General features: G+C 65.0%; 16 protein-coding genes. 10 read left to right on the plus strand and 6 right to left on the minus strand.

Annotated elements, in window-relative coordinates; genetic code table 11:
• The first annotated feature begins 3 nt into the window (after positions 1-3).
• Together argC and MB84_RS06885 are read left to right on the plus strand one after the other, a co-directional pair.
• The gene (gene argC, locus MB84_RS06880) at positions 4-930 is read left to right on the plus strand and encodes an N-acetyl-gamma-glutamyl-phosphate reductase (RefSeq protein ID WP_046291235.1); all 927 of its coding nucleotides are present in this window, start codon (positions 4-6) and stop codon (positions 928-930) included.
• Positions 931-1,056: 126 nt separating this feature from the next.
• Positions 1,057-1,515 carry an MEKHLA domain-containing protein gene (locus MB84_RS06885; RefSeq protein ID WP_084009641.1) on the plus strand — a complete coding sequence of 153 codons (459 nt, stop codon included), beginning with the start codon at positions 1,057-1,059 and terminating at the stop codon, positions 1,513-1,515.
• Positions 1,516-1,568: 53 nt separating this feature from the next.
• Here the strand turns inward: MB84_RS06885 and MB84_RS06890 are convergent, their stop codons facing one another.
• Positions 1,569-2,336: a DeoR/GlpR family DNA-binding transcription regulator gene (locus MB84_RS06890; protein ID WP_046291236.1), complete on the minus strand. Its 768-nt coding sequence runs from the start codon at positions 2,334-2,336 to the stop codon at positions 1,569-1,571.
• A 71-nt stretch (positions 2,337-2,407) separates the two neighbouring features.
• On the opposite strand from MB84_RS06890, the gene MB84_RS29800 reads away from it, so the two are divergent.
• The 4 genes from MB84_RS29800 to pdxA all read left to right on the plus strand — a co-directional run bounded on the left by MB84_RS29800 (position 2,408) and on the right by pdxA (position 6,083).
• Complete coding sequence (locus tag MB84_RS29800; protein ID WP_157122650.1) at positions 2,408-2,641, plus strand: hypothetical protein; 234 nt, start codon at positions 2,408-2,410, stop codon at positions 2,639-2,641.
• 70 nt (positions 2,642-2,711) lie between these two features.
• Positions 2,712-3,710 (plus strand): 2-keto-3-deoxygluconate permease, encoded by a 999-nt coding sequence (locus tag MB84_RS06895; protein WP_046291237.1) that lies wholly within the window; start codon positions 2,712-2,714, stop codon positions 3,708-3,710.
• A complete protein-coding gene (locus tag MB84_RS06900; RefSeq protein WP_046291238.1) occupies positions 3,707-4,978 on the plus strand; it encodes a four-carbon acid sugar kinase family protein in 1,272 nt (423 codons plus the stop codon). The genes MB84_RS06895 and MB84_RS06900 overlap by 4 nt, the downstream gene beginning before the upstream one ends.
• Positions 4,979-5,081: 103 nt before the next feature.
• Complete coding sequence (pdxA, locus tag MB84_RS06905; RefSeq protein ID WP_046293508.1) at positions 5,082-6,083, plus strand: 4-hydroxythreonine-4-phosphate dehydrogenase PdxA; 1,002 nt, start codon at positions 5,082-5,084, stop codon at positions 6,081-6,083.
• A 90-nt stretch (positions 6,084-6,173) separates the two neighbouring features.
• On the opposite strand, the gene MB84_RS06910 is transcribed toward pdxA, so the two are convergent.
• On the minus strand, positions 6,174-7,100 hold the full coding sequence (locus MB84_RS06910) for a LysR family transcriptional regulator (RefSeq protein ID WP_046291239.1): 927 nt from the start codon (positions 7,098-7,100) through the stop codon (positions 6,174-6,176).
• A 99-nt stretch (positions 7,101-7,199) separates the two neighbouring features.
• Between MB84_RS06910 and MB84_RS06915 the strand changes: the two genes are divergently transcribed.
• The 3 genes from MB84_RS06915 (at position 7,200) to MB84_RS06925 (ending at position 13,160) form a co-directional block, all read left to right on the plus strand.
• Positions 7,200-10,661 (plus strand): molybdopterin-dependent oxidoreductase, encoded by a 3,462-nt coding sequence (locus MB84_RS06915; RefSeq protein ID WP_046291240.1) that lies wholly within the window; start codon positions 7,200-7,202, stop codon positions 10,659-10,661.
• Between the two features lie 63 nt (positions 10,662-10,724).
• Positions 10,725-11,669, plus strand: a complete 945-nt coding sequence (gene lhpI, locus MB84_RS06920; protein ID WP_046291241.1) for a bifunctional Delta(1)-pyrroline-2-carboxylate/Delta(1)-piperideine-2-carboxylate reductase — start codon at positions 10,725-10,727, stop codon at positions 11,667-11,669.
• Between the two features lie 42 nt (positions 11,670-11,711).
• Positions 11,712-13,160, plus strand: coding sequence for a short-chain fatty acid transporter (locus MB84_RS06925; protein ID WP_046293509.1), 1,449 nt, complete (start codon positions 11,712-11,714; stop codon positions 13,158-13,160).
• Positions 13,161-13,257: 97 nt separating this feature from the next.
• Here MB84_RS06925 and MB84_RS06930 read toward each other — a convergent pair whose 3' ends face one another.
• The 3 genes from MB84_RS06930 to MB84_RS06940 are packed head-to-tail and all read right to left on the minus strand — an operon-like array spanning position 13,258 to position 16,453.
• Positions 13,258-14,019, minus strand: coding sequence for a class II aldolase/adducin family protein (locus tag MB84_RS06930; RefSeq protein ID WP_046291242.1), 762 nt, complete (start codon positions 14,017-14,019; stop codon positions 13,258-13,260).
• A gap of 59 nt (positions 14,020-14,078) precedes the next feature.
• On the minus strand, positions 14,079-15,068 hold the full coding sequence (locus MB84_RS06935; RefSeq protein WP_046291243.1) for a substrate-binding domain-containing protein: 990 nt from the start codon (positions 15,066-15,068) through the stop codon (positions 14,079-14,081).
• Positions 15,069-15,088: 20 nt separating this feature from the next.
• On the minus strand, positions 15,089-16,453 hold the full coding sequence (locus MB84_RS06940) for an MFS transporter (RefSeq protein ID WP_046291244.1): 1,365 nt from the start codon (positions 16,451-16,453) through the stop codon (positions 15,089-15,091).
• 202 nt (positions 16,454-16,655) lie between these two features.
• Between MB84_RS06940 and MB84_RS06945 the strand changes: the two genes are divergently transcribed.
• A complete protein-coding gene (locus MB84_RS06945; protein WP_245725499.1) occupies positions 16,656-17,981 on the plus strand; it encodes a citrate synthase in 1,326 nt (441 codons plus the stop codon).
• A 115-nt stretch (positions 17,982-18,096) separates the two neighbouring features.
• Here MB84_RS06945 and MB84_RS06950 read toward each other — a convergent pair whose 3' ends face one another.
• Positions 18,097-18,732 carry a trimeric intracellular cation channel family protein gene (locus MB84_RS06950; RefSeq protein WP_046291245.1) on the minus strand — a complete coding sequence of 212 codons (636 nt, stop codon included), beginning with the start codon at positions 18,730-18,732 and terminating at the stop codon, positions 18,097-18,099.
• Positions 18,733-18,850 lie beyond the last annotated feature (118 nt).

The following is an 18,850-nucleotide window of genomic DNA, read 5'->3' on the forward strand; positions in this document are numbered from 1 at the left end:
GATATGCCTTCTCCGCTTGTTTTTATCGATGGTGACCAGGGCACCACGGGATTGCAGATCCACGAGCAACTGCGTGGACGCACCGATATTCAACTGCTGACGTTGCCGGACGCCCATCGCAAGGATCCGCAGCATCGCGCCGAGGCGATCAACGGCTGCGACATCGCCATTCTTTGTCTGCCGGACGCCGCCGCGCGCGAGGCCGCTGCGTCCATCGTCAATCCGCATGTGCGGGTGATCGACGCAAGCTCCGCGCACCGCACGCATGCCGACTGGGTGTACGGCTTTCCCGAAATGACGAAAGGACATGCGGCGCGCGTCGCGAGCGCCAAACGCGTGTCGAACCCCGGCTGCTATCCGACGGGCGCGGTGGGTCTGCTGCGCCCGTTGGTCGACGCCGGGCTGATCCCGCGCGACTACCCGGTTAGTGTCAACGCCGTGTCGGGGTATTCCGGTCGCGGACGTGCCGGGGTCGACGAGCACGAAGGCCCGAACGCGTCGCCTCGGTCGACGCACCGTGTGTATGGGCTGGAGTTGTCGCACAAGCACGCACCGGAGATCGAACAGCGCTCGGGTCTCGCGTTTCGTCCTCTGTTCGTGCCGTCGTACGGCTCGTACCGCCAAGGCATCGTGCTGACGATTCCGCTTCAGACGCGCTTGCTGGCACCGGGCGTCGACGGCCGCGCGTTGCATGACGCTTTGTCGGCTCATTACGCCGATGAAAAATTCGTCGAAGTGATGCCGATGGACGCGCCGGGCGTTGTGAAACAGCTCGATCCGGAGGCGATGAACGGCACGAACGTCATGCAACTGAGCGTGTTCGCGCATCCGGAAAACGGCCAGATCCTGCTTGCAGCGGTGCTCGACAACCTTGGCAAGGGCGCGTCTGGGGCCGCAGTTCAGAATCTCGACCTGATGCTCATGCAGTAAAACAGGCGACCGTGGCAAAACAACGGCGTCCTCGGACGCCGTTGTTTTGCCTGGGTTCTGTCCTCGGAGCATGGCGCGGATGTTGTATCGTCAGGGCTCCCCTAATTTGTTGCCGAAGTCCCCCCGATGATGCCGCTTTACTCCGATCCAGCGTTTTTTCAACTTCTGGCGGATAGCCACGCACGACTGCTTGGCCGCCCGCTCGTCCCGCAAGACATCGCCTCCGAAGACGCCGCCGAATGGCTCTATGAGCACGCACCGTTTGCCGTGCTCGCGCACAATACCGCGGCCGATCCGGTGTTCATATACGCCAACAAGACGGCGCAGCGCCGCTTTGGTTACGACTGGGAGGAAATTACCCGTCTGCCGTCGCGACTGTCGGCCGAAGCACCGAACCGAGAGGAACGTCAGCGCTTCCTCGAACGCGTTCGGCGTCTGGGCTACGAGTCGGGCTACAAGGGGGTGTGCATCACTAAGACCGGTGAGCGATTCATGATCGAGGAGGCCACGCTGTGGCAGTTGATCGACGACGGCGGCAAGCTGCACGGCCAGGCCGTCGTCATTCCGCGCACTCGCGATATCTGATCGGTCGGCGCAGATCGGTGCGCGTGAGGTGAACGACGCCTCGCGTCATCCCGTCAGCCGTTCACCGATTCGACGGCGATTTCCGGATGTTTGTGGAATTCGGTGAGCGCGTCGTCGTCCGGGCGAGCGTCGGTGACGAGCGTCCATGCGCGCTCCAGCGGCGTCCAGTGCTGCTGACTCGCGCGGTCGAGTTTATTCGCCGTCACTAAGACATAGACGCTCGCGGACTGGCGGATGATGCATTCCTTGAGCCACGCCTGCTCGGCCGACGCTTCGCACAGTCCGCGTCCCGCGACAACACCATCCGCGCCGAGAAACGCCTTGTCGACGGAGACGCGCGAGAGCGCAAGCTGCGCCAGCGGCCCGAGCACGCTCATGCTCGACGGACGCACGTCGCCGCCGATGAGCGTCACCGGCACTTTGTTGGCGGCCAGCGCGCCCACGGCGAGTAAATTGTTGGTGACGACCTGCACGCGCTCGCGCCCTGCGAGAAAACGCGCCATCGCTTCGGTCGTCGTGCCGCCGTCGAGGAAGATCGTGTCGCCATCGGCGACATGCGCGACTGCGGCACGCGCGATGACGTCCTTCTGTTCGCGAAAACTCTCGCGACGCAATTCCAGAGATTCTTCCGGCTCGTGCATACGCACGGGCGCTGCGGCGCCGCCGTAAGTGCGCACGATGCGGCGCTCGTCGGCCAGCGCGCGCAGGTCGCGCCGCACGGTGGCCTCCGACATGCCGAAGTGCGCACACAGCGCAGCCACATCGGTCATGCCCGACAGGACAGCTTTGAAAATGGCCTCGCGGCGGTTAGCAACTTTCATGGAGGGAAGGCTCAGTGAGACGAATGACGAATTCTGGCGGGCGAGCGCAACGCCGTCAGGGCTGAATCAGTGTGAACAGAAGACTGACAGCGGGTTCGCCGCACGGCGCGCATAGTGTAGCTTGCGGCGATCCGAAAATCGGTGAGGCGCTGGCAAACGGGTGGGTGAGCGGCGCATTCGGCGTGTTATTCATCAACAATGATCGATTCGATCATTTTGGCGATCCGGATGCCCCCGTTTTGAGCGATTTCACCAAGGATAAACCCTTAGTCACAAAATTTGCACATTTTTCTGGCAGCGATTAGACTTCCATCTGCTCAAATCGATCAAAATAATGACCGATTAATCAAAAGTGATATCAGTCGGGAGACAACAATGGCTCAAATTCGTATCAAGCGCGGCATCGAACGCGTACCGGGCGGGATGATGATTGTCCCCCTGCTGATCGGCTCGTTGATTGCCACGTTCATGCCGGGCATGCCCAAGTTCTTCGGCTCGTTCACGAACGCGCTGTTCACTGGCGCGCTGCCGATTCTCGCAGTGTTCTACGTCTGCATGGGCGCGAGCATCGACGTGAAGGCCACGCCGTACCTCATCAAGAAGGGCGGCGCGCTGTTCGCCGCCAAGGTGGGCGCGGCGATTGTCGTGGGCATCGTGCTGGGTCACTTCCTGGGCGAAGCGCCGGTGACGTCGGGCATGTTCGCGGGCATCTCCACGCTGGCCGTGGTCGCCGCGATGAACGACACCAACGGCGGGCTGTACATGGCGCTGATGGGCCAGTACGGCCGTTCGGAAGACGTGGGCGCATACACCATCATGTCGCTCGAATCGGGGCCGTTCCTGACGATGGTCACGCTGGGCGTGGCCGGTCTGTCGGCGTTCCCGTGGCCGACGCTGGTCGGCAGTATTCTGCCGCTTGCGGTGGGCATGTTGCTCGGTAACCTCGATCGCGAAATGCGCGACTTCCTGGGCCGTGCCGTTCCCGTCATGATTCCGTTCTTCGCACTGGCACTCGGCGCTGGCCTCGATCTGCACAAGGTCTGGCAAGCGGGTCTGCTGGGGATCCTGCTTGGTTTCGCCGTCGTCGTCGTGACGGGCATTCCGCTGTACATCGTCGACCGTCTGACGGGCGGCACGGGTGTGGCCGGTACGGCCGCTGCCAACACGGCAGGCAACGCTGCGGCAGTGCCTGCGCTGATCGCGGCGGCGAACCCTGTTTATGAAGAAGCCGCCAAGAGCGCCACGTTGCTTGTCGCCGCGTGCGTAGTGGTGACCGCCATCGTCTCGCCGATTCTGACGGCTGCCGTCGCCAAGCGGGCGATGGCGCGCAACACGGCAAGCGCAGCGAGCTCGGGTAAGGGAGCGGTGCAGTGAGTGTTCTGATTGTCGCCGACGATCTGTCCGGCGCTGCCGACTGTGCCATTGGCTTTACCAATGCCGGACGGCGCAGTGTGGTGTCGCTCGACGTCGACGGCTTCAACGCTTCGGCACAGGTCGTCGCCATCGACACCGACACGCGGCGTCTCGCACCGGGTGAGGCGGCCGCACGCGCGGTCGCGGCCTGGCAGCGTCTGGCGGCACCGGGCCGTCGGCTATACAAGAAAATCGACTCGACGTTGCGCGGCAACTGGGTCGCCGAAGTGGCGGCCTTGCAGCCGCTCGCGGGACTGGCGATTGTGGCGCCCGCGTTTCCCGCAACGGGACGCACCGTGCGCAACGGCGAAGTCTTCGTGCGCGGTGTGCCGCTGGCCGAGACGGACACGTGGCAGTTGGAGCATGAAGGGCAGGAGGCGCGTCTCGCACCCATGCTGAGCGCGGCCGGTATGGTCACGCAGACGGTGTCCGTCGAGACGCTGCGCGACGAACTCGCGCAAGTGACATCGGCGTTGGCTGGCATCGTCTCGCAGGCGCGCGCGGCGGCGGTGACGGCCCTGATCGTCGATGCGCAGACCGATGAAGATCTCGCCATGCTCGCACGTGCCAGCACGGCGCTTACGGAAATCTTCTGGGTCGGATCGGGCGGTCTCGCTCGTGAACTGGCCGAACTGCCGGAATTGTTCGAGGTGCCGGAAGGCGCAGCGCGGGCGGCAGAAGCGACGAGCAACGTTGACACCGATCACGGCAACGGCCGCGTGTTGACGCTCGTCGGCAGCTTGTCGGCGGTCTCGCGGCAGCAATGTGCGCGACTGTGCGAAGACGATGCGGTCGTGGAGTGGGTGGTGCCGCCTGCCGTATTGCGTGCAGGCGCCGCGCATGCGCAGAGCGCCGTGTGGTGCGAACGCATCGGCGTAGCCATCGAGGAAGGCACCGACCTGCTCGTGCGCATCGGACGCGACGACGCGTTCGATCCCGCCGAAGGCGCACAACTCTCGGCCGCACTGGCGGCATTGATTGCGCCGCACTTCGGGAAGCTATCGGGACTGATCGTCACGGGCGGTGAAACGGCCCGTGCCATGTTGAGCGCGGCGAACATCGGCGCGCTGGAACTGCTGTCGGAAGTCGAGCCTGGCGTGGCCGTCGGACGTCCCGCTAACGGTGCGCCCATGCGCATCGTCACGAAGGCCGGTGCATTCGGTGGTGAAGCGGCGCTGCATAGCGCCTATCGCCACTTGCGCGCGGCGGCGGACGCGAGCGTCGGTTGACGCAAGATGTAACGTCGTCCTCCAACGAACGTCAAGAACCTCTGGACATCGCCCCGGCATGTGCGCCGGGCAACCCAACGAAACGGATATGAACGCAAACGCCATGAACCCTTACCTCCCTGTCATCGGCATCACCATGGGCGATGCGGCGGGCGTTGGCCCCGAAATCATCGTCAAGAGTCTGGCGCACGAGAGCGTTTATCAGCAGTGCCGTCCGGTAGTGATCGGCGACGCACGCCGTCTGGAACAGGCTATCGCCATCGTGAAGCAGCCGCTCAGCGTACGTCGTATCAAGACGGTCAGCGAGGCGACGTTCGCGCGCGGCGTGATCGAATGCATCGATCTCGATCTGATCCCGGAAGACCTGCCGTTCGGCGAGCTGTCGGCGATTGCGGGCGACGCGGCGTATCGGTACATCGCGCATGCCGCGAAGCTGGCCGAAGCCGGGGAAATCGACGCGATCTGCACCGCACCGCTCAACAAGGAAGCGCTGCACGCGGGCGGTCACAAGTTCCCGGGCCACACCGAGATGCTGGCGCATCTGACGGGCGTGGAAGAAGTGTCGATGATGCTGGTCGCGCCGCAACTGCGCGTGATCCACGTGACGACGCACATCGGCATCATCGACGCGATTCGCAAGATCGAGCCGGGGCTGGTGCAGCGCACGATCGAGCGTGGTCACGCCACGCTGGTGAAGGCGGGTATTGCGAATCCGCGCATCGCCGTGTGCGGCATCAACCCGCACGCGGGTGAGAACGGGTTGTTCGGTTACGGCGAAGAGGAAGAGAAGATCGTGCCCGCCGTGCAGTTGCTGCGCGAGCGTGGTTGGGACATCGAAGGCCCGCTTCCGGCCGACACGCTGTTCTTCCGCGCTGGCCGTGGCGACTTCGATCTGGTCGTGGCCATGTACCACGATCAGGGCCACGGCCCGGTCAAGGTGCTGGGGCTGGAGGCAGGCGTGAACGTGACCGTCGGTCTGCAAGTGGTGCGCACGTCGGTCGATCACGGCACGGCCTTCGACATCGCAGGCAAGGGCATTGCCGACGAAGGCAGCCTGCTCGAAGCGCTGCGTCAGGGGGCTGAACTGGCGACGCGTCGCGGGTAAAGCACTAAAGTACGAGAGGGTGTCGGGGGTGTCGGGGGTGTCGGGGGCGTCGATCGACGCTGACTGTCAGCGACCGATCGATGCCCTCGATCACTCCACCCCCATATGACCGCGATCGTTGATTTCGCGGATGAGCGTGCGTAGCGCCCCGACGATACGCTCAGTCAACCCCTGCGGTGGACGTCGCTCTGCCCACACCAGTCCCACATCCATCGACGGCACGCCCGTGCTCAGATCCCGTCGCAGAATCCGTCCGCCATCGATTGACCACGGCCGGTAGACGAGGTCCGACAGAATCGACACCCCGTATCCCTGCGCGACCATGCTGCGAATCGATTCGATCGAACGCGTGCGGAAATGCACGATCGGCTCGACATGCGCCGCATGCCAATAGCGCTCGACCGTTTGCACGTGCTCGTCCATGTCCAGCAGCAAAAAGCGCTGCCCGCGCACGTCGTCCAGCGTGACGCTCGGCTTGTCGAGCAGCGGATGCCCGGGGTTCGTCCAGAGTCGCCGCGTGGAGCGCAGCAAGGTGTGCGAGACGAGACCGTCGGCGACGACGTTGGACACCAGCAGCAAGGCGAGATCGACGTCTCCTGCGAGCACGGCCGTTTCGAGTTCGCGACGGTCGCCCTCGATCAGCGTGAGTTCGACGTTCGGAAAACGCTTGGACAACGTGCTGGCCACCGATGGCAACAGATAAGCGGAAATCGTCTCCGTGACGGCCAGCCGTAGCCGCCCGCCCGCGTCGTCGGGCAGCGTGCGCGCCTCGTGCAGGGCGTCGTCCGTCGCGTTGAGGATGCGATAGGCGTGCCGCAGGAACCGTTCGCCCGCTTCCGTCGGGCGCAAGCCCTTCGCGTGCCGCACGAACAGCGGCGTGCCGACAATCACCTCCAGATTCTGCAAGGCAATCGTCAACGACGACTGCGACGCGCTGCATCGCTCGGCGGCCCGCATCACTTGCCCGGTCTCGGCGACGGCCACGAAATACTCGATCTGGCGCAGGGTTGGCTTCATTTAAAAAATCAATATTGCAGACTATATTTTTTATATTAGTAATAAAACTGTCCGCTGTATAGCATCGGAACATCGCTTCATATATGAGATGCACGGGACATGGTTCAGGAGGTCAAGCCCGGGTTCTGCACGCTTTGCAGATCCCGCTGCGGCACACTCAATCGCGTGGAAAACGATGCGCTGATCGCGGTCGAGCCCGATCCGTCGCACCCAAACGGCGCTGCCATGTGCCGCAAGGGCCGCGCCGCGCCGGAGCTGGTGCATCACCCGGATCGTCTGACCACGCCGTTGCGCCGCACCGCACCCAAAGGGGCCGACGATCCGCGCTGGGCGCGCATTTCCTGGGACGAAGCGCTGACCGAGATTGCCGCGCGTCTGGGCGACATTCGTCGCGAGAGCGGGGCGCATGCAGTGGCGTTCGGCGTCACCACACCGAGCGGCACGCCGCTCTCGGACAGCATCGACTGGATCGAGCGCTTCATTCGGGTTTTCGGCAGCCCCAACACCGTCTACGCCACGGAAATCTGCAACTGGCACAAGGACTTCGCGCATGCGTTCACTTTCGGCTGCGGCATGCCGACGGCGGACTATTCGCAGGCGGACGTCATCATGCTCTGGGGACATAACCCGACGAGTACGTGGCTGAGTCAGGCGAACGCCATCGGACGCGGCCGCACGCGTGGCGCGCGTCTGCTCGTGGTCGATCCGCGCAAAACGCCGCTGGCCGCTGCGGCCGATGCCTGGCTGCCGGTGCGTCCCGGTGCGGACGCGGCGCTGGCACTGGGCCTTGCCCGCCGTCTGATCGACGACAACCGCTTCGACGAGACCTTCGTGCGTCGCTGGACCAACGCCCCCTTGCTCGTGCGTAACGACAACGGTCACTTTCTGCGAGTGCAGGATTTGGCGACGCTCGATTCGAGCGCTTCGTCGGACGCCTTCGTCATCTGGGCTGAGGCGCTCGCCGCACCGCAGCGCTACGACACGACGCATGCACTCACGCGCGAGGCCGCCAACCGCGCGGCCCTGCGTGGCCAATTCGCCGTCGATGGCCGCGACGGCGCGCGCATCGTCTGCCGTCCGGCTTTCGATCTTCTCTGCGAAGGCCTCGCCCCGTATGACCCGGCGACGGTCAGCGAACTGTGCGGTGTGTCGCCCGAACAACTCGACGCAGCCGCCGCGCTTTTCGATGGCACGCAACGCGTCGCGTATCACGCCTGGTCGGGCGTCGCCCAGCACGCCAACGCCACGCAAATCGAGCGCGCCATCGCTGTGCTTTACGCGCTCACCGGCAGCTTCGACCGACGGGGCGGCAACCGGGTGATGACGCGTCAGCCGGTGAACGCCGTCGCACAGCACGACCTTCTGAGTCCCGAACAACAGGCGAAGGCACTGGGCCTCGACGCGCGTCCCCTGGGGCCGCCCGCGCGCGGCTGGGTGACGGCGCGCGACACCTATCGCGCCATCCTTGAAGGCGAGCCGTATCGCGTGCGCGCCTTGTTCTGCTTCGGTACCAATGGGCTGGCGTCCCAGGCCGATTATGAAATGGCGCGTGCCGCCCTCGAAACGCTCGAATTCCACGTGCATTGCGATCTGTTCGAAACGCCCTCGTCGCGCTACGCCGACATCGTGCTGCCGGTGAATACGCCGTGGGAGCGCGAAGGCCTGCGTCCCGGCTTCGAGATCGACGATCAGGCCGATGCCCTGATTCAGTTGCGTCAGCGCATGGTGTCGCCGCGTGGAGAGTCGCGCAGCGACAACGACATCGTGTTCGACCTCGCCGTGCGGCTTGGCATGGGTGACGCATTCTTCGGCGGCAGCCTGGAGGCGGGGTGGAATCATCAACTTGCGCCGACGGGGCTGGACGTGCAGACACTGCGCGCGCATCCTGAGGGCATCTCGCGGGCGCAACCGCAATACGAACGCAAGTACGCGCGTAGCGAATCCGGCGGCGTACGCGGCTTCGCGACCGAGACGCGTCGCGTGGAACTTTACTCCGAGCTTCTGTTGCGTCACGGCTATCCGCCGGTGCCGGTGCACATCGCTTCGCATGCACTCACTGATGACGAAGTACGTCGTTTCCCGCTGGTGCTCGGCTCGACGAAGAATGGCTACTACTGCCACAGCCAGCATCGCGGACTGGCCAGTCTGCGCATGCGCGCGCCGGACCCGCTGGTGCATCTGCATCCCGCGCTGGCGCACCGCAAGCAGATCGCCGAAGGCGACTGGGTTCGCGTGACGACGCCCGCAGGTGTGGCGCGTTTTCGCGCGGCATTCGATGAGGGTGTCGGCGAAGACGTGTTGCTCGCCGAGTACGGCTGGTGGCAGGCGTGCGACAGCGTCGGACGTCGCGGCTTCACGATGATGGGCGAGCAGTCGAGCAACTACAACGCGCTGGTGACGACACAGGACATCGACCCGATCAGCGGCGCGTCGCCGTTGCGTTCGTTTCGTTGCGACGTGACGCGCGACCCCGCCAGCGATCCCGCACGCCGTCCGTGGGAAGGGCTGGCGCGCTTTCGCATCAGCAAACTCGATGCGGCCGCCGACGGCGTGCGCGCCATCGCGCTCGAACCGCTGGACGACGTGGGCCTGCCAGACTATCTCGCCGGACAGCACGTTACCGTACGCGTGCCGATCCCCGGTCATGCGAAACCAGTCACACGTGCTTACTCGCTGACCGGCCCCGCCAATGAGTCCGCGCGACGCGGCTATCGCATTGCCGTGCGACATCAGCAGGGGCGCAACGCCAGCGGCGAACCGTTCGCGGGCATCGTGTCCAGTTGGATGAACACCGCTGCGCGTGTGGGCGACGTGATCGAACTCGGCGCACCGTCGGGACGCTTCGTCATGCCGCTGCAAAGCCGTCAGCCGGTGATCTGCTTCGCTGGCGGTATCGGCATCACCCCATTCCTTTGCTATCTGGAGTCGCTTGCCGAACAAGTCGAGCGCGGACTGACACAGACGCCGGAAGTCTGGCTGCACTACGCCAACCGGAACGGCGCGACGCACGCGTTTCGCAATCGTCTGGCGGCGCTGGCGCAGCGCTTGCCCGACGTGCACATCGTCAACTACTACGACGCACCGCGCGACGACGATGTGCTCGGGCGCGACTACGCGTCGGCAGAACGCCTGTCGGCGGCGGTGGTGTCCGACGACCTGATCGCACGTCGCGCCCGAGTCCATCTCTGCGGACCGGAGCCGATGATGGTCGACGTGATGAGCGGGCTGGCCGCGCGTGGCGTCCCGGCGTTCGACATGTTCAAGGAAGCGTTCCGCTCCCCGGCTGCACCGCGTACCGATGCCGACGCCGCGTGGCCCGTCACGTTCGCCCGTTCGGGCCGACAGGCGGTGTGGACACCGTCGCACGGCAACCTGCTGTCGTTCGCCGAGTCGCTGGGCCTGTCGCTGCCGAGCGGGTGTCGCGTCGGACAGTGCGAGAGTTGCGCCGTGCGCGTGCTGGAAGGCGAGGTCGATCACCTGGTCGACGTTGCGCTCGACGAGCCGGGCGTGTGTCTGGCGTGTCAGGCCATACCGCGCGAAGCCGTGGTGATCGACGCCTGAAGATCGAACGCAGAGGTATCCGAATTTCATCTCCCCAATTCAATTCCGAAGAGGACCCAATCCATGAAAATCATCGACGCCGCCGCCACCCGCAACGCGCTCGCGTTTGGCCCGTTGCTCGACGCGCTGAACGCCATGTTCGTGGAAGGATGCGAAGTGCCGCTGCGCCACACCCACGTGATTCCCGATCCGACGACGGGGGCGTCCGTGACCGTGCTGATCATGCCCGCATGGCAACCGGGCGGTTTCCTCGGTATCAAGACGGTCAACATCGCTCCGGCCAACGCCCAGCGCAGCGTGCCGGGACTGCATTCGACCTACTTGTTGTACGACGCTGCGACCGGCGTGCCGCTCGCGCAGTTGGATGGTAACGAGATCACGTCGCGCCGCACGGCGGCGGCTTCGGCGCTGGGGGCGGCCTATCTGGCACGCGAAGACGCGTCGCATCTCGCACTGCTGGGCGCGGGACGCGTCGGCTCGTTGGTGCCGCCCGCGCATCGCACGGTGCGCCCGATCACGCACGTGAGCGTGTGGGACCGCGATGCGAATGCTGCTGCCCGGGTGGTCGACGGCCTGCGCGAGCAGGGCTTCGAGGCGCAGGTGAGCGCGACCGCCAAAGACGCCGTAGTGAATGCCGACGTGGTGACGTGCGCCACGCTCGCCACTGAGCCGGTCGTGCAGGCCGAATGGCTCAAGCCGGGCGTGCATCTGGATCTGATCGGCAGCTTCACGCCGCAGATGCGCGAAGCGGACGACGCTTGCTTTGCCGGTGCGACGCTGTTCGTCGACACGGAGGAAGCGCTGGCGAAGTCCGGCGAGTTGCTCGGACCGATGTCGCGCGGCGTTTTCACGAAAGAGGACGTGCGTGGCGCGTTGGCCGATCTGTGCCGCGAGGGACGCATCCGCCGCCGCACGCAAGACGAGCGCACGGTGTTCAAGGCCGTGGGCACCGCACTGGAAGACCTTGCTGCCGCCATGCTGGTCTGGCGAGCGACGCAGGGCACCTGACCCATCCAATTCAAGCCACATCAAGCAAGGGGAATGCAGGAAATGAAACCGGGAACTTCACTATCGAGCAAGACGGAGGCGCCGCACGACGGCGGGCTCCTCGAACGTCTGGCGGCATCGGTCACACGCTGGTCCGAGCGCTGGTTTCCTGACGCCTATCTGTTCGCCGCACTCGCCGTCATCGTCTGTGCGGGCGGGGCGCTCGCCATCGGGGTGCCGGCCGTCAAGGTCGGCGTGGCGTTCGGTGACGGTTTCTGGAGCCTGATCCCGTTCACGATGCAGATGGCCATCGTCGCCATCTCGGGCTACGTGGTGGCGGTCTCGCCGCCGGCGGCCGTGCTGATTCGCAAAATGGCCGCCGTGCCGCGCAGCGGTCGCAGCGCCGTCGCCTATGTGGCGTTCGTGAGTATCGTGCTCTCCCTGTTCAACTGGGCCATCAGTCTTGTGTTCAGCGGTCTGCTGGTGCGCGCAATTGCGCGACGCGACGACATTCGCATGGATTACCGTGCGGGCGGCGCAGCGGCATATCTGGGCATGGGCGCGACCTGGGCGCTGGGCCTGAGTTCGTCGGCCGCGCAGTTGCAGGCGAATCCGGCGAGTCTGCCCAAGGCGCTCATCGAGATCACCGGCGTCATCCCGTTCTCGGACACGATTTTCCTGACGCAGTCGATGGCGATCGCCGCCGTGCTGACGGTGGTCTCGGTGATCCTCGCGTACTACTCCGCACCGCGCGATGCGCGTGCGACCGTGGCCGCCGATCTCGGCGTGTCGCTCGACGACGCGTCGAAGCCGTACGTGCGTCCGCAGCGTCCTGGAGACTGGCTCGAATACAGCCCGTTCGTGACGGTGCTGATCGTGGCGCTCGGTGCGTTGTGGATCGGGCATGAGTTCACGACCAAAGACCCGCTGCTCGCCATCTCGAACCTGAACACGTACAACTTCCTGTTCCTGATGCTGGGAATGTTGCTGAACTGGCGTCCGCGCCGTTTCCTCGACGCCATCGCCAAGTCGGTGCCGTCGGTCGCGGGCGTGCTGATTCAGTTCCCGCTGTACGGCGGCATCGCTTACCTGCTGACGAAGGCCCCGGGGCTGGACGGACAGACGCTCTCGCACCATCTGTCGAGCTTCTTCGTGGCGATCTCGTCGCAGGAGTCGTTCCCGGGCGTGATGGGCGTGTACTCGGCCGTGCTAGGCTTCTTCGTGCCGTCGGGCGGCGGCAAGTGGATCATCGAAGCACCGTACGTCATGCAAGCGGCCAACGACCTGCACGTGCATCTGGGCTGGGCCGTGACGGTATATAACGCGGCCGAAGCGCTGCCGAACCTGATCAACCCGTTCTGGATGTTGCCGCTGCTGGGCGTGCTCGGCCTGCGTGCCCGCGACGTGGTCGGCTACACGTTCACGCAATTGCTCGTGCACTTCCCGGTGGTCATCGTCATGCTCTGGTTGCTGGCGCAGACGCTGACCTATCACCCGCCGGTCATGCCGTAATGATCTGCGTGCCCGCGTTCGAACGCCAAAGCGAGCAGGCCGTCGGTGTGACGCTCGTGCAATGGCGCACGCGCGGGCGTCACACCGATGCGCCAGATCACTCGCGGCGCAAGGCCGCCGCCTGACGTTTCCACAACGTCCACGGACGCTCCATCACGCCGAGATTGGTTTGCGTGGCGCGTTTGCCTTCCTCTTCGTCGAGATAGGTCACCTCGCCACCGAGCGCGATGGCGGTCGATTGCATACCGGCGTTCAATTCGGTATAGATCGCGCGATAGACGGCGGCGGGCAGCGTCGGCGCGGTCGCCACGAAGCCATGTCCGCGCATGAGCGCGACGTCCGCGTCGCCCAGCGTGTCGGCCAGCGCTTTGCCTTGTTCGCCGTTGCGCACGAGCATGTCCGTACAGCCAAAGCAATGACGGATGTCGAACACGGGCGCGCCGCTGCCGAGAAACCCGGCCATGTGGTAGATCGGACGCAGCCGTACCGACGACGCAGCAAACGGAATCACCGACGGCGAATGACTGTGCACGATAGCCTTGACGTCCGGGCGCGCGCGGTAGATCTCGCTGTGAATCCACGTCTCCAGATAGCGCTTGCGCGTGTCGCCGTCGACGGGCTGGCAATCGAGGTCGAGCGTCAGAATGTCGTCCGGCGTGACCAGCTCGGGTGCCATCGATTGCGCGATCAGGAAGTGCGCCGCGTTACGCGGGTCGCGCACGCTTACGTGCCCGAAGCCGTCTAACACTTCGTGGTGCGCAAGGATGTGGTTGGCGGCGGCAAGGTCCTCGCGCAGTTGCGCGATGGAGGCCGCGTCGTGTTCGGTGATCGCCGGTGCGTAGGGGGTAGGGGATTGCATAGTGGTGTTGGGCACTCAGTATTGATGGTCGGACGGTGACGCGATGGGCCAGGCGGGCGTCACACCCGCACGGCGGCGCTCACCTCGGGAGGAAACAGGTCGTCGGCCTGCATCGGGCGATGACAGACCCCTTGTTCGAATGCAAAACGCAGGAAGGCGTCGAGCGTGATGCGATTGGGTGCGACGCCATAAGGCCACGGATCCCCCCCGAACATCGCCTTCGCTTCGGCCGCGCGCTGGCTCATCCACGGCAGCGGGAAGTGCGAGCAGGTGATGTCTTCGAGACGGGCGATGCTCGCGTCCTTCGCCTGCGTGAACGCTTTGACCAGGTTGTTGGCGATCCAGCGATTCGCCGCGAAGACATCGCGTCGCATGACGATCAGATGCATGATCGGGAAGATGCCGCTGCGCGCGAAATAGGCGCGCTCGGCCGTCTCGAAGTCCGGCAGCAGACGCACGACTTCGTGCTCGCGTCCGGCAGGCGGTGCGGGCGGACGGGCGCTGAGAATGGCGTCGATCTCGCCGTCGAGCAGCATGGCGGTGAGCGATTTGTCGGGCGAGGGGCGGTAACGCACGCCTTCCGGCACACGCACAGCGACTTTCTCGCGGCGGCCTGCCTGATTCACGCCGCCCTGCACCCACTCGACCTCCGTGAGTGCCACGCCCTGATCGTGGACGAGCCAGCCGCGCGAGTAGACCGAAGCTGTCTGCGCCCACTCGGGCACACCGATGCGCTTGCCGCGCAAGTCGGCGGGCGACGCCACGCCGCCGTCTGATTTCACGTAGAGCGACGACAAGCGAAAGACGCGCGAGGGAAACACCGGCAGGCCGATCAGCCGGTCGTCGCCCTGCGAGCGCAGCGACGCGTACTTCGCGAGCGACATCTCCGAGAGATCCCACTCCTGAAAATGCGTAGTGCGATAGAAGATCTCTTCCACCGGCAAGACCGACGGCACGAGATCGATGCCGGTGACGGCGATGCGGGCGTCGAGCAGATCGCGCACATGGTCGTAGTCGTTGATGGCGAGGGACAGCGAGAGTCTGGACATGGAACGTTCCGAAGAGACTGTCAGTGACCGAAGGCCGGCGCTTTCGGCAGGTTTTCGGGGCGTGCGACGAGGAACACGAGTGCGGCCGCCGTCACGAGCGCTGCGCCGAGCACGAAGAACATCGTGCCCGCGCCGCCCGTCGCCTGTTGCAGCACACCGGCGATGGCCGGGCCGCACATGGCACCTACGCGGGCGATGCCGAGATACAGCCCCACGCCGGTGCTGCGAATCTCGGTCGGATAGCTCACGGCGACGAGGTTGTTGAGCACCGTCTGCGTGCCGATGACGAACATGCCCGCCACCACAATGCCCACGAACGTCACCGAGCCGCCTGTGATCGTCGCGAGCACGCCGATGGCCGCGGCACCACACAGCCACGCGAGCGACATCGCGAGACGACGATTGCCGATGCGGTCAGCGACCACGCCGGTGAGCAGGCTGCCGAATGCCGATGCGAACACCAGCAGCGACCCATAGGCGAAGCTCGTCGAGAGGTTCTCGCCGCGCTTGAGCATGATCGTCGGCAGCCAGCCCGACAGACCGTACGACGAGAACAGCGACAGCGCGCCCATCGACCAGAGGCAGATCGTCTGACGGCGGAATTCGGGCGAGAAAAGCGCTGCGACGGAACCGGCTTTCACACCGGCATCGGGGGACGTAAACGTCGCCATCGCGAATTCGGCGGCACGCGCAGGCCACAGGCGAGTCAGTTGTGCGCGCACTTCGTCCTGACGGCCACGACTCGCGAGGAACGACACCGACTCGGGCAGCACGAATTGCAGCGCGAGCGCCAGCACGACCGATAACGCACCGACGTAGTACATGCTTTGCCAGCCGTATTGCGGAATCAGCCACGCCGCAATGAAGCCCGATGCCGTCGCGCCACCGATCCAGCCGCACGAGAAGAACACGATAGTGAAGACGTTGGCGCTGCGCTTAGGCGCGATTTCGTTGATGTACGTGACGGCCACCGGCATCAGCAAACCCAGCGAGATCCCCATCACGAAACGCAGCGCGATGAACGTGCGCAGGTCGTGAGCAAGGAGCGCGATGGCGAGACTCATCACGCCCGACAACCAGATGCCAGTGAGCAGCACGCGGCGGCGTCCGATGCGGTCGCTGAACGGTCCCGAGAGGGCCGAGCCAGCGGCAAAGCCTGCCAGCCCGCACGAGAGCAGCACACCGATCTGGCTCGGCGACAGAAGCCATAGCCTGGTGACGTCGTGAACGATGTACGCGGCGTTGTAGAGATCGAAGCCGTCGAACAGCAGGATCAGCGCCAGCAGGGTGGCGAGCCGATAGTGAAAGGCCCCCAGCGGGGCGGATTGCAGCGCTTCGCGAACGTCGATGCGCTCGGCGTGTCGCGGCGGAAGGTCATGGGCCATGCGTTGTCTCCGGATGGGCGACCTGTCGAACACCGGCGAGCGCCGGTTCGCAGTGTCTTTGTCTGTGTTCCGGAGACGACTTTACTGAGCGATTTTTTGTTTATCAATATTGATTTTTAAAGTCAATATAAATGTGGCATGATGACCCGCCAACGCGTGGCCATGGGGCGACGCAGCGCTACCGAGGGAGCCGCAGACACCGATGACGCAGCAAACCGACCTGATGACGCGCGAAGAAGTCCTGGCGCTGCTCGATATCAAACCGGCCACGTTGTACGCCTACGTGAGCCGGGGATTGATCCGGGCGCGTCCGCATGAGGACGGTCGCAAGAGCCTGTATCTGCGTCGCGACGTCGAGCGTCTGGCCACGCGCAAGCGCGGGCGCGCGCCGACCGGCGCGGTGGCCGAATCCACCATGCGCTTCGGCGATCCCGTGCTGCATTCGGCCATCACCCAGATCACGCCGCACGGTCCGCGCTATCGCAACCGTCTGGCGATCGATCTGGCGAGCGGCGGGGCGTCGTTCGAGTCGGTCGTGCATTTGCTGATGACGGGGATCTGGCAGGACAGCATCGCCGAATGGCTGATGCAGGAAACGCCGTCCGACGTGCTGCGCTTTCTGTCGACGTACGACGGGGAAGTCGCGAGCGCGGACATCGGCAATCTGCTCGGCATGGTGCCGTTTGCGCTCGCCATGCACGGACGCGGCGCACGCGAGCTGGCGGACGGCACCGCCGTGCAGGCAGCGCGTGCGATGCTGCATTGCATGGTCGGATGCGTGGGGTTTCTCGGGCCGCAGCAGCGCTTCGTCGCACGTGAGACCGGGGAGAACGTTGCGTCGCACGTGCTACGCGCAGCGGGCAGCGCGGTGACCCCCGCGCGACTGCGGGCGATGAATGCCGCACTGGTCGTGCTGGCCGACAACGAGCTCGCACCGGCGACGTTTTCGGCGCGCGTGGCGGCATCGACCAATGCGGATCTGTTCGGATGCGTCGCGGCGGCCATCGGCTCGCATATCGGCTTCACCACCGGCACCAGCACCGAAAAGATCGAGACGCTGCTGCTGTGCGAGCCGTTCGACGCACTCGATTCGCGCATCGGCCGGGTGCGCGAATACGGCGCAAGCCTGCTCGGTTTCAATCATCCGCTGTATCCCGGCGGCGACGCACGTGCGGACTTGATGATGCAGATGGCGGGCGAGTTGATGGGCGAGACGGACGACGCCACCATCGACGACGCATTGCGTACCCAGACACGTCTGACGCTCGACTTTCTCGAACGTATGCGCACCGAAGCGAACGCGCATGCCGGGTTGGCGACGGGACTGGTCGCGCTCGCCCGTGCGCTGGGACTGCCGGACGGCACGTCGACGGCGATGTGGATCATCGGCCGTTCGGCGGGCTGGGTGGCGCACGTCATGGAGCAGCGCACGCAGGCGTTCATGCTGCGACCGCGCGCGAAGTACGGTTTCGGCGGACCGGTGAGCACCGAAACCTTCGAGTCGTTCGACCCGCCGGTCACCCGGTGATCGACACCCTCTGTCGGACTTCGGCTAGCGACAGCCTGCCCGAAGCGTGGAGGCGATCAAGCCCTGAGCGTCGCCTGAAGGACGTCCGGCGCGCGCCGCAGCGCCGGGGAAGGCCTCAATGCAATGGTTCCGACGGCGCTTCGTCCTCGAACGTGCGAAAGCGCCAGCCGAACCACACTGCCAGCATGCGGATGACGAAGCCCACGACGAAGCCCACGCCCGTCGCGACGCCGTTCGGTACGCCGAAATGCAGCATCGCCACGTACATCGCACCTGCGATGCACGCCACACTCGCATACATCTCGCGGCGCAGCACCAGCGGCACCTGTCCGCACAACAGATCGCGCAGCATACCGCCGCCAATTCCCGTCAGCACCCCGGCGAGCACTACGATGACCGGGCTCGTGCTCACGGTCATGCCGATATCGCACCCCAGAATCGTGAAGCCGGCGAGGCCGATGGCGTCGACCGTAATGAACGTCATGCGCAGCCGGTGAATGTGGCGTGCGACGATGGAGGCGAGCGTGGCCGCGCCGAGGGTGAGCAGCAGATACTCCGGATGCGCGATCCAGACGAGCGGATGGCGGCCGAACAGCACGTCGCGAATGGTGCCGCCGCCGAGCGCCGTCACCATGCCGACGAAGGCGAGCCCGAAGCGGTCCATACCGCGCTGCATCCCCATGATGGCGCCCGACATCGCTTCCGTGACGATGGCGATCAGGTACAGAGCGTAGAAAATTTCTGTCTTCATGATGTCCCTTGCAATGCCGGGCGAATATATCACTTCAGACGCTTTTTCCCGTGTTTTGCCGCGCCGACGGCCCGGAAACCGTGATTTGTACAAGTTTTCGGCGTCTGTGGCCGGTGCG

The sequence above is a fragment of the Pandoraea oxalativorans genome (assembly GCF_000972785.3).
GTDB classification, from domain to species: domain Bacteria; phylum Pseudomonadota; class Gammaproteobacteria; order Burkholderiales; family Burkholderiaceae; genus Pandoraea; species Pandoraea oxalativorans.

Coding starts and splice junctions, on each gene's coding strand:
- MB84_RS06910 (WP_046291239.1), bottom strand. CDS start 7,100: ATGAAGCCAACCCTGCGCCAGATCGAGTATTTCGTGGCCGTCGCCGAG.
- pdxA (WP_046293508.1), top strand. CDS start 5,082: ATGAACCCTTACCTCCCTGTCATCGGCATCACCATGGGCGATGCGGCG.
- MB84_RS06935 (WP_046291243.1), bottom strand. CDS start 15,068: ATGTCCAGACTCTCGCTGTCCCTCGCCATCAACGACTACGACCATGTG.
- MB84_RS06885 (WP_084009641.1), top strand. CDS start 1,057: ATGATGCCGCTTTACTCCGATCCAGCGTTTTTTCAACTTCTGGCGGAT.
- MB84_RS06945 (WP_245725499.1), top strand. CDS start 16,656: ATGACGCAGCAAACCGACCTGATGACGCGCGAAGAAGTCCTGGCGCTG.
- MB84_RS06950 (WP_046291245.1), bottom strand. CDS start 18,732: ATGAAGACAGAAATTTTCTACGCTCTGTACCTGATCGCCATCGTCACG.
- MB84_RS06915 (WP_046291240.1), top strand. CDS start 7,200: ATGGTTCAGGAGGTCAAGCCCGGGTTCTGCACGCTTTGCAGATCCCGC.
- MB84_RS06925 (WP_046293509.1), top strand. CDS start 11,712: ATGAAACCGGGAACTTCACTATCGAGCAAGACGGAGGCGCCGCACGAC.
- argC (WP_046291235.1), top strand. CDS start 4: ATGCCTTCTCCGCTTGTTTTTATCGATGGTGACCAGGGCACCACGGGA.
- lhpI (WP_046291241.1), top strand. CDS start 10,725: ATGAAAATCATCGACGCCGCCGCCACCCGCAACGCGCTCGCGTTTGGC.
- MB84_RS06930 (WP_046291242.1), bottom strand. CDS start 14,019: ATGCAATCCCCTACCCCCTACGCACCGGCGATCACCGAACACGACGCG.
- MB84_RS06890 (WP_046291236.1), bottom strand. CDS start 2,336: ATGAAAGTTGCTAACCGCCGCGAGGCCATTTTCAAAGCTGTCCTGTCG.
- MB84_RS06940 (WP_046291244.1), bottom strand. CDS start 16,453: ATGGCCCATGACCTTCCGCCGCGACACGCCGAGCGCATCGACGTTCGC.
- MB84_RS06895 (WP_046291237.1), top strand. CDS start 2,712: ATGGCTCAAATTCGTATCAAGCGCGGCATCGAACGCGTACCGGGCGGG.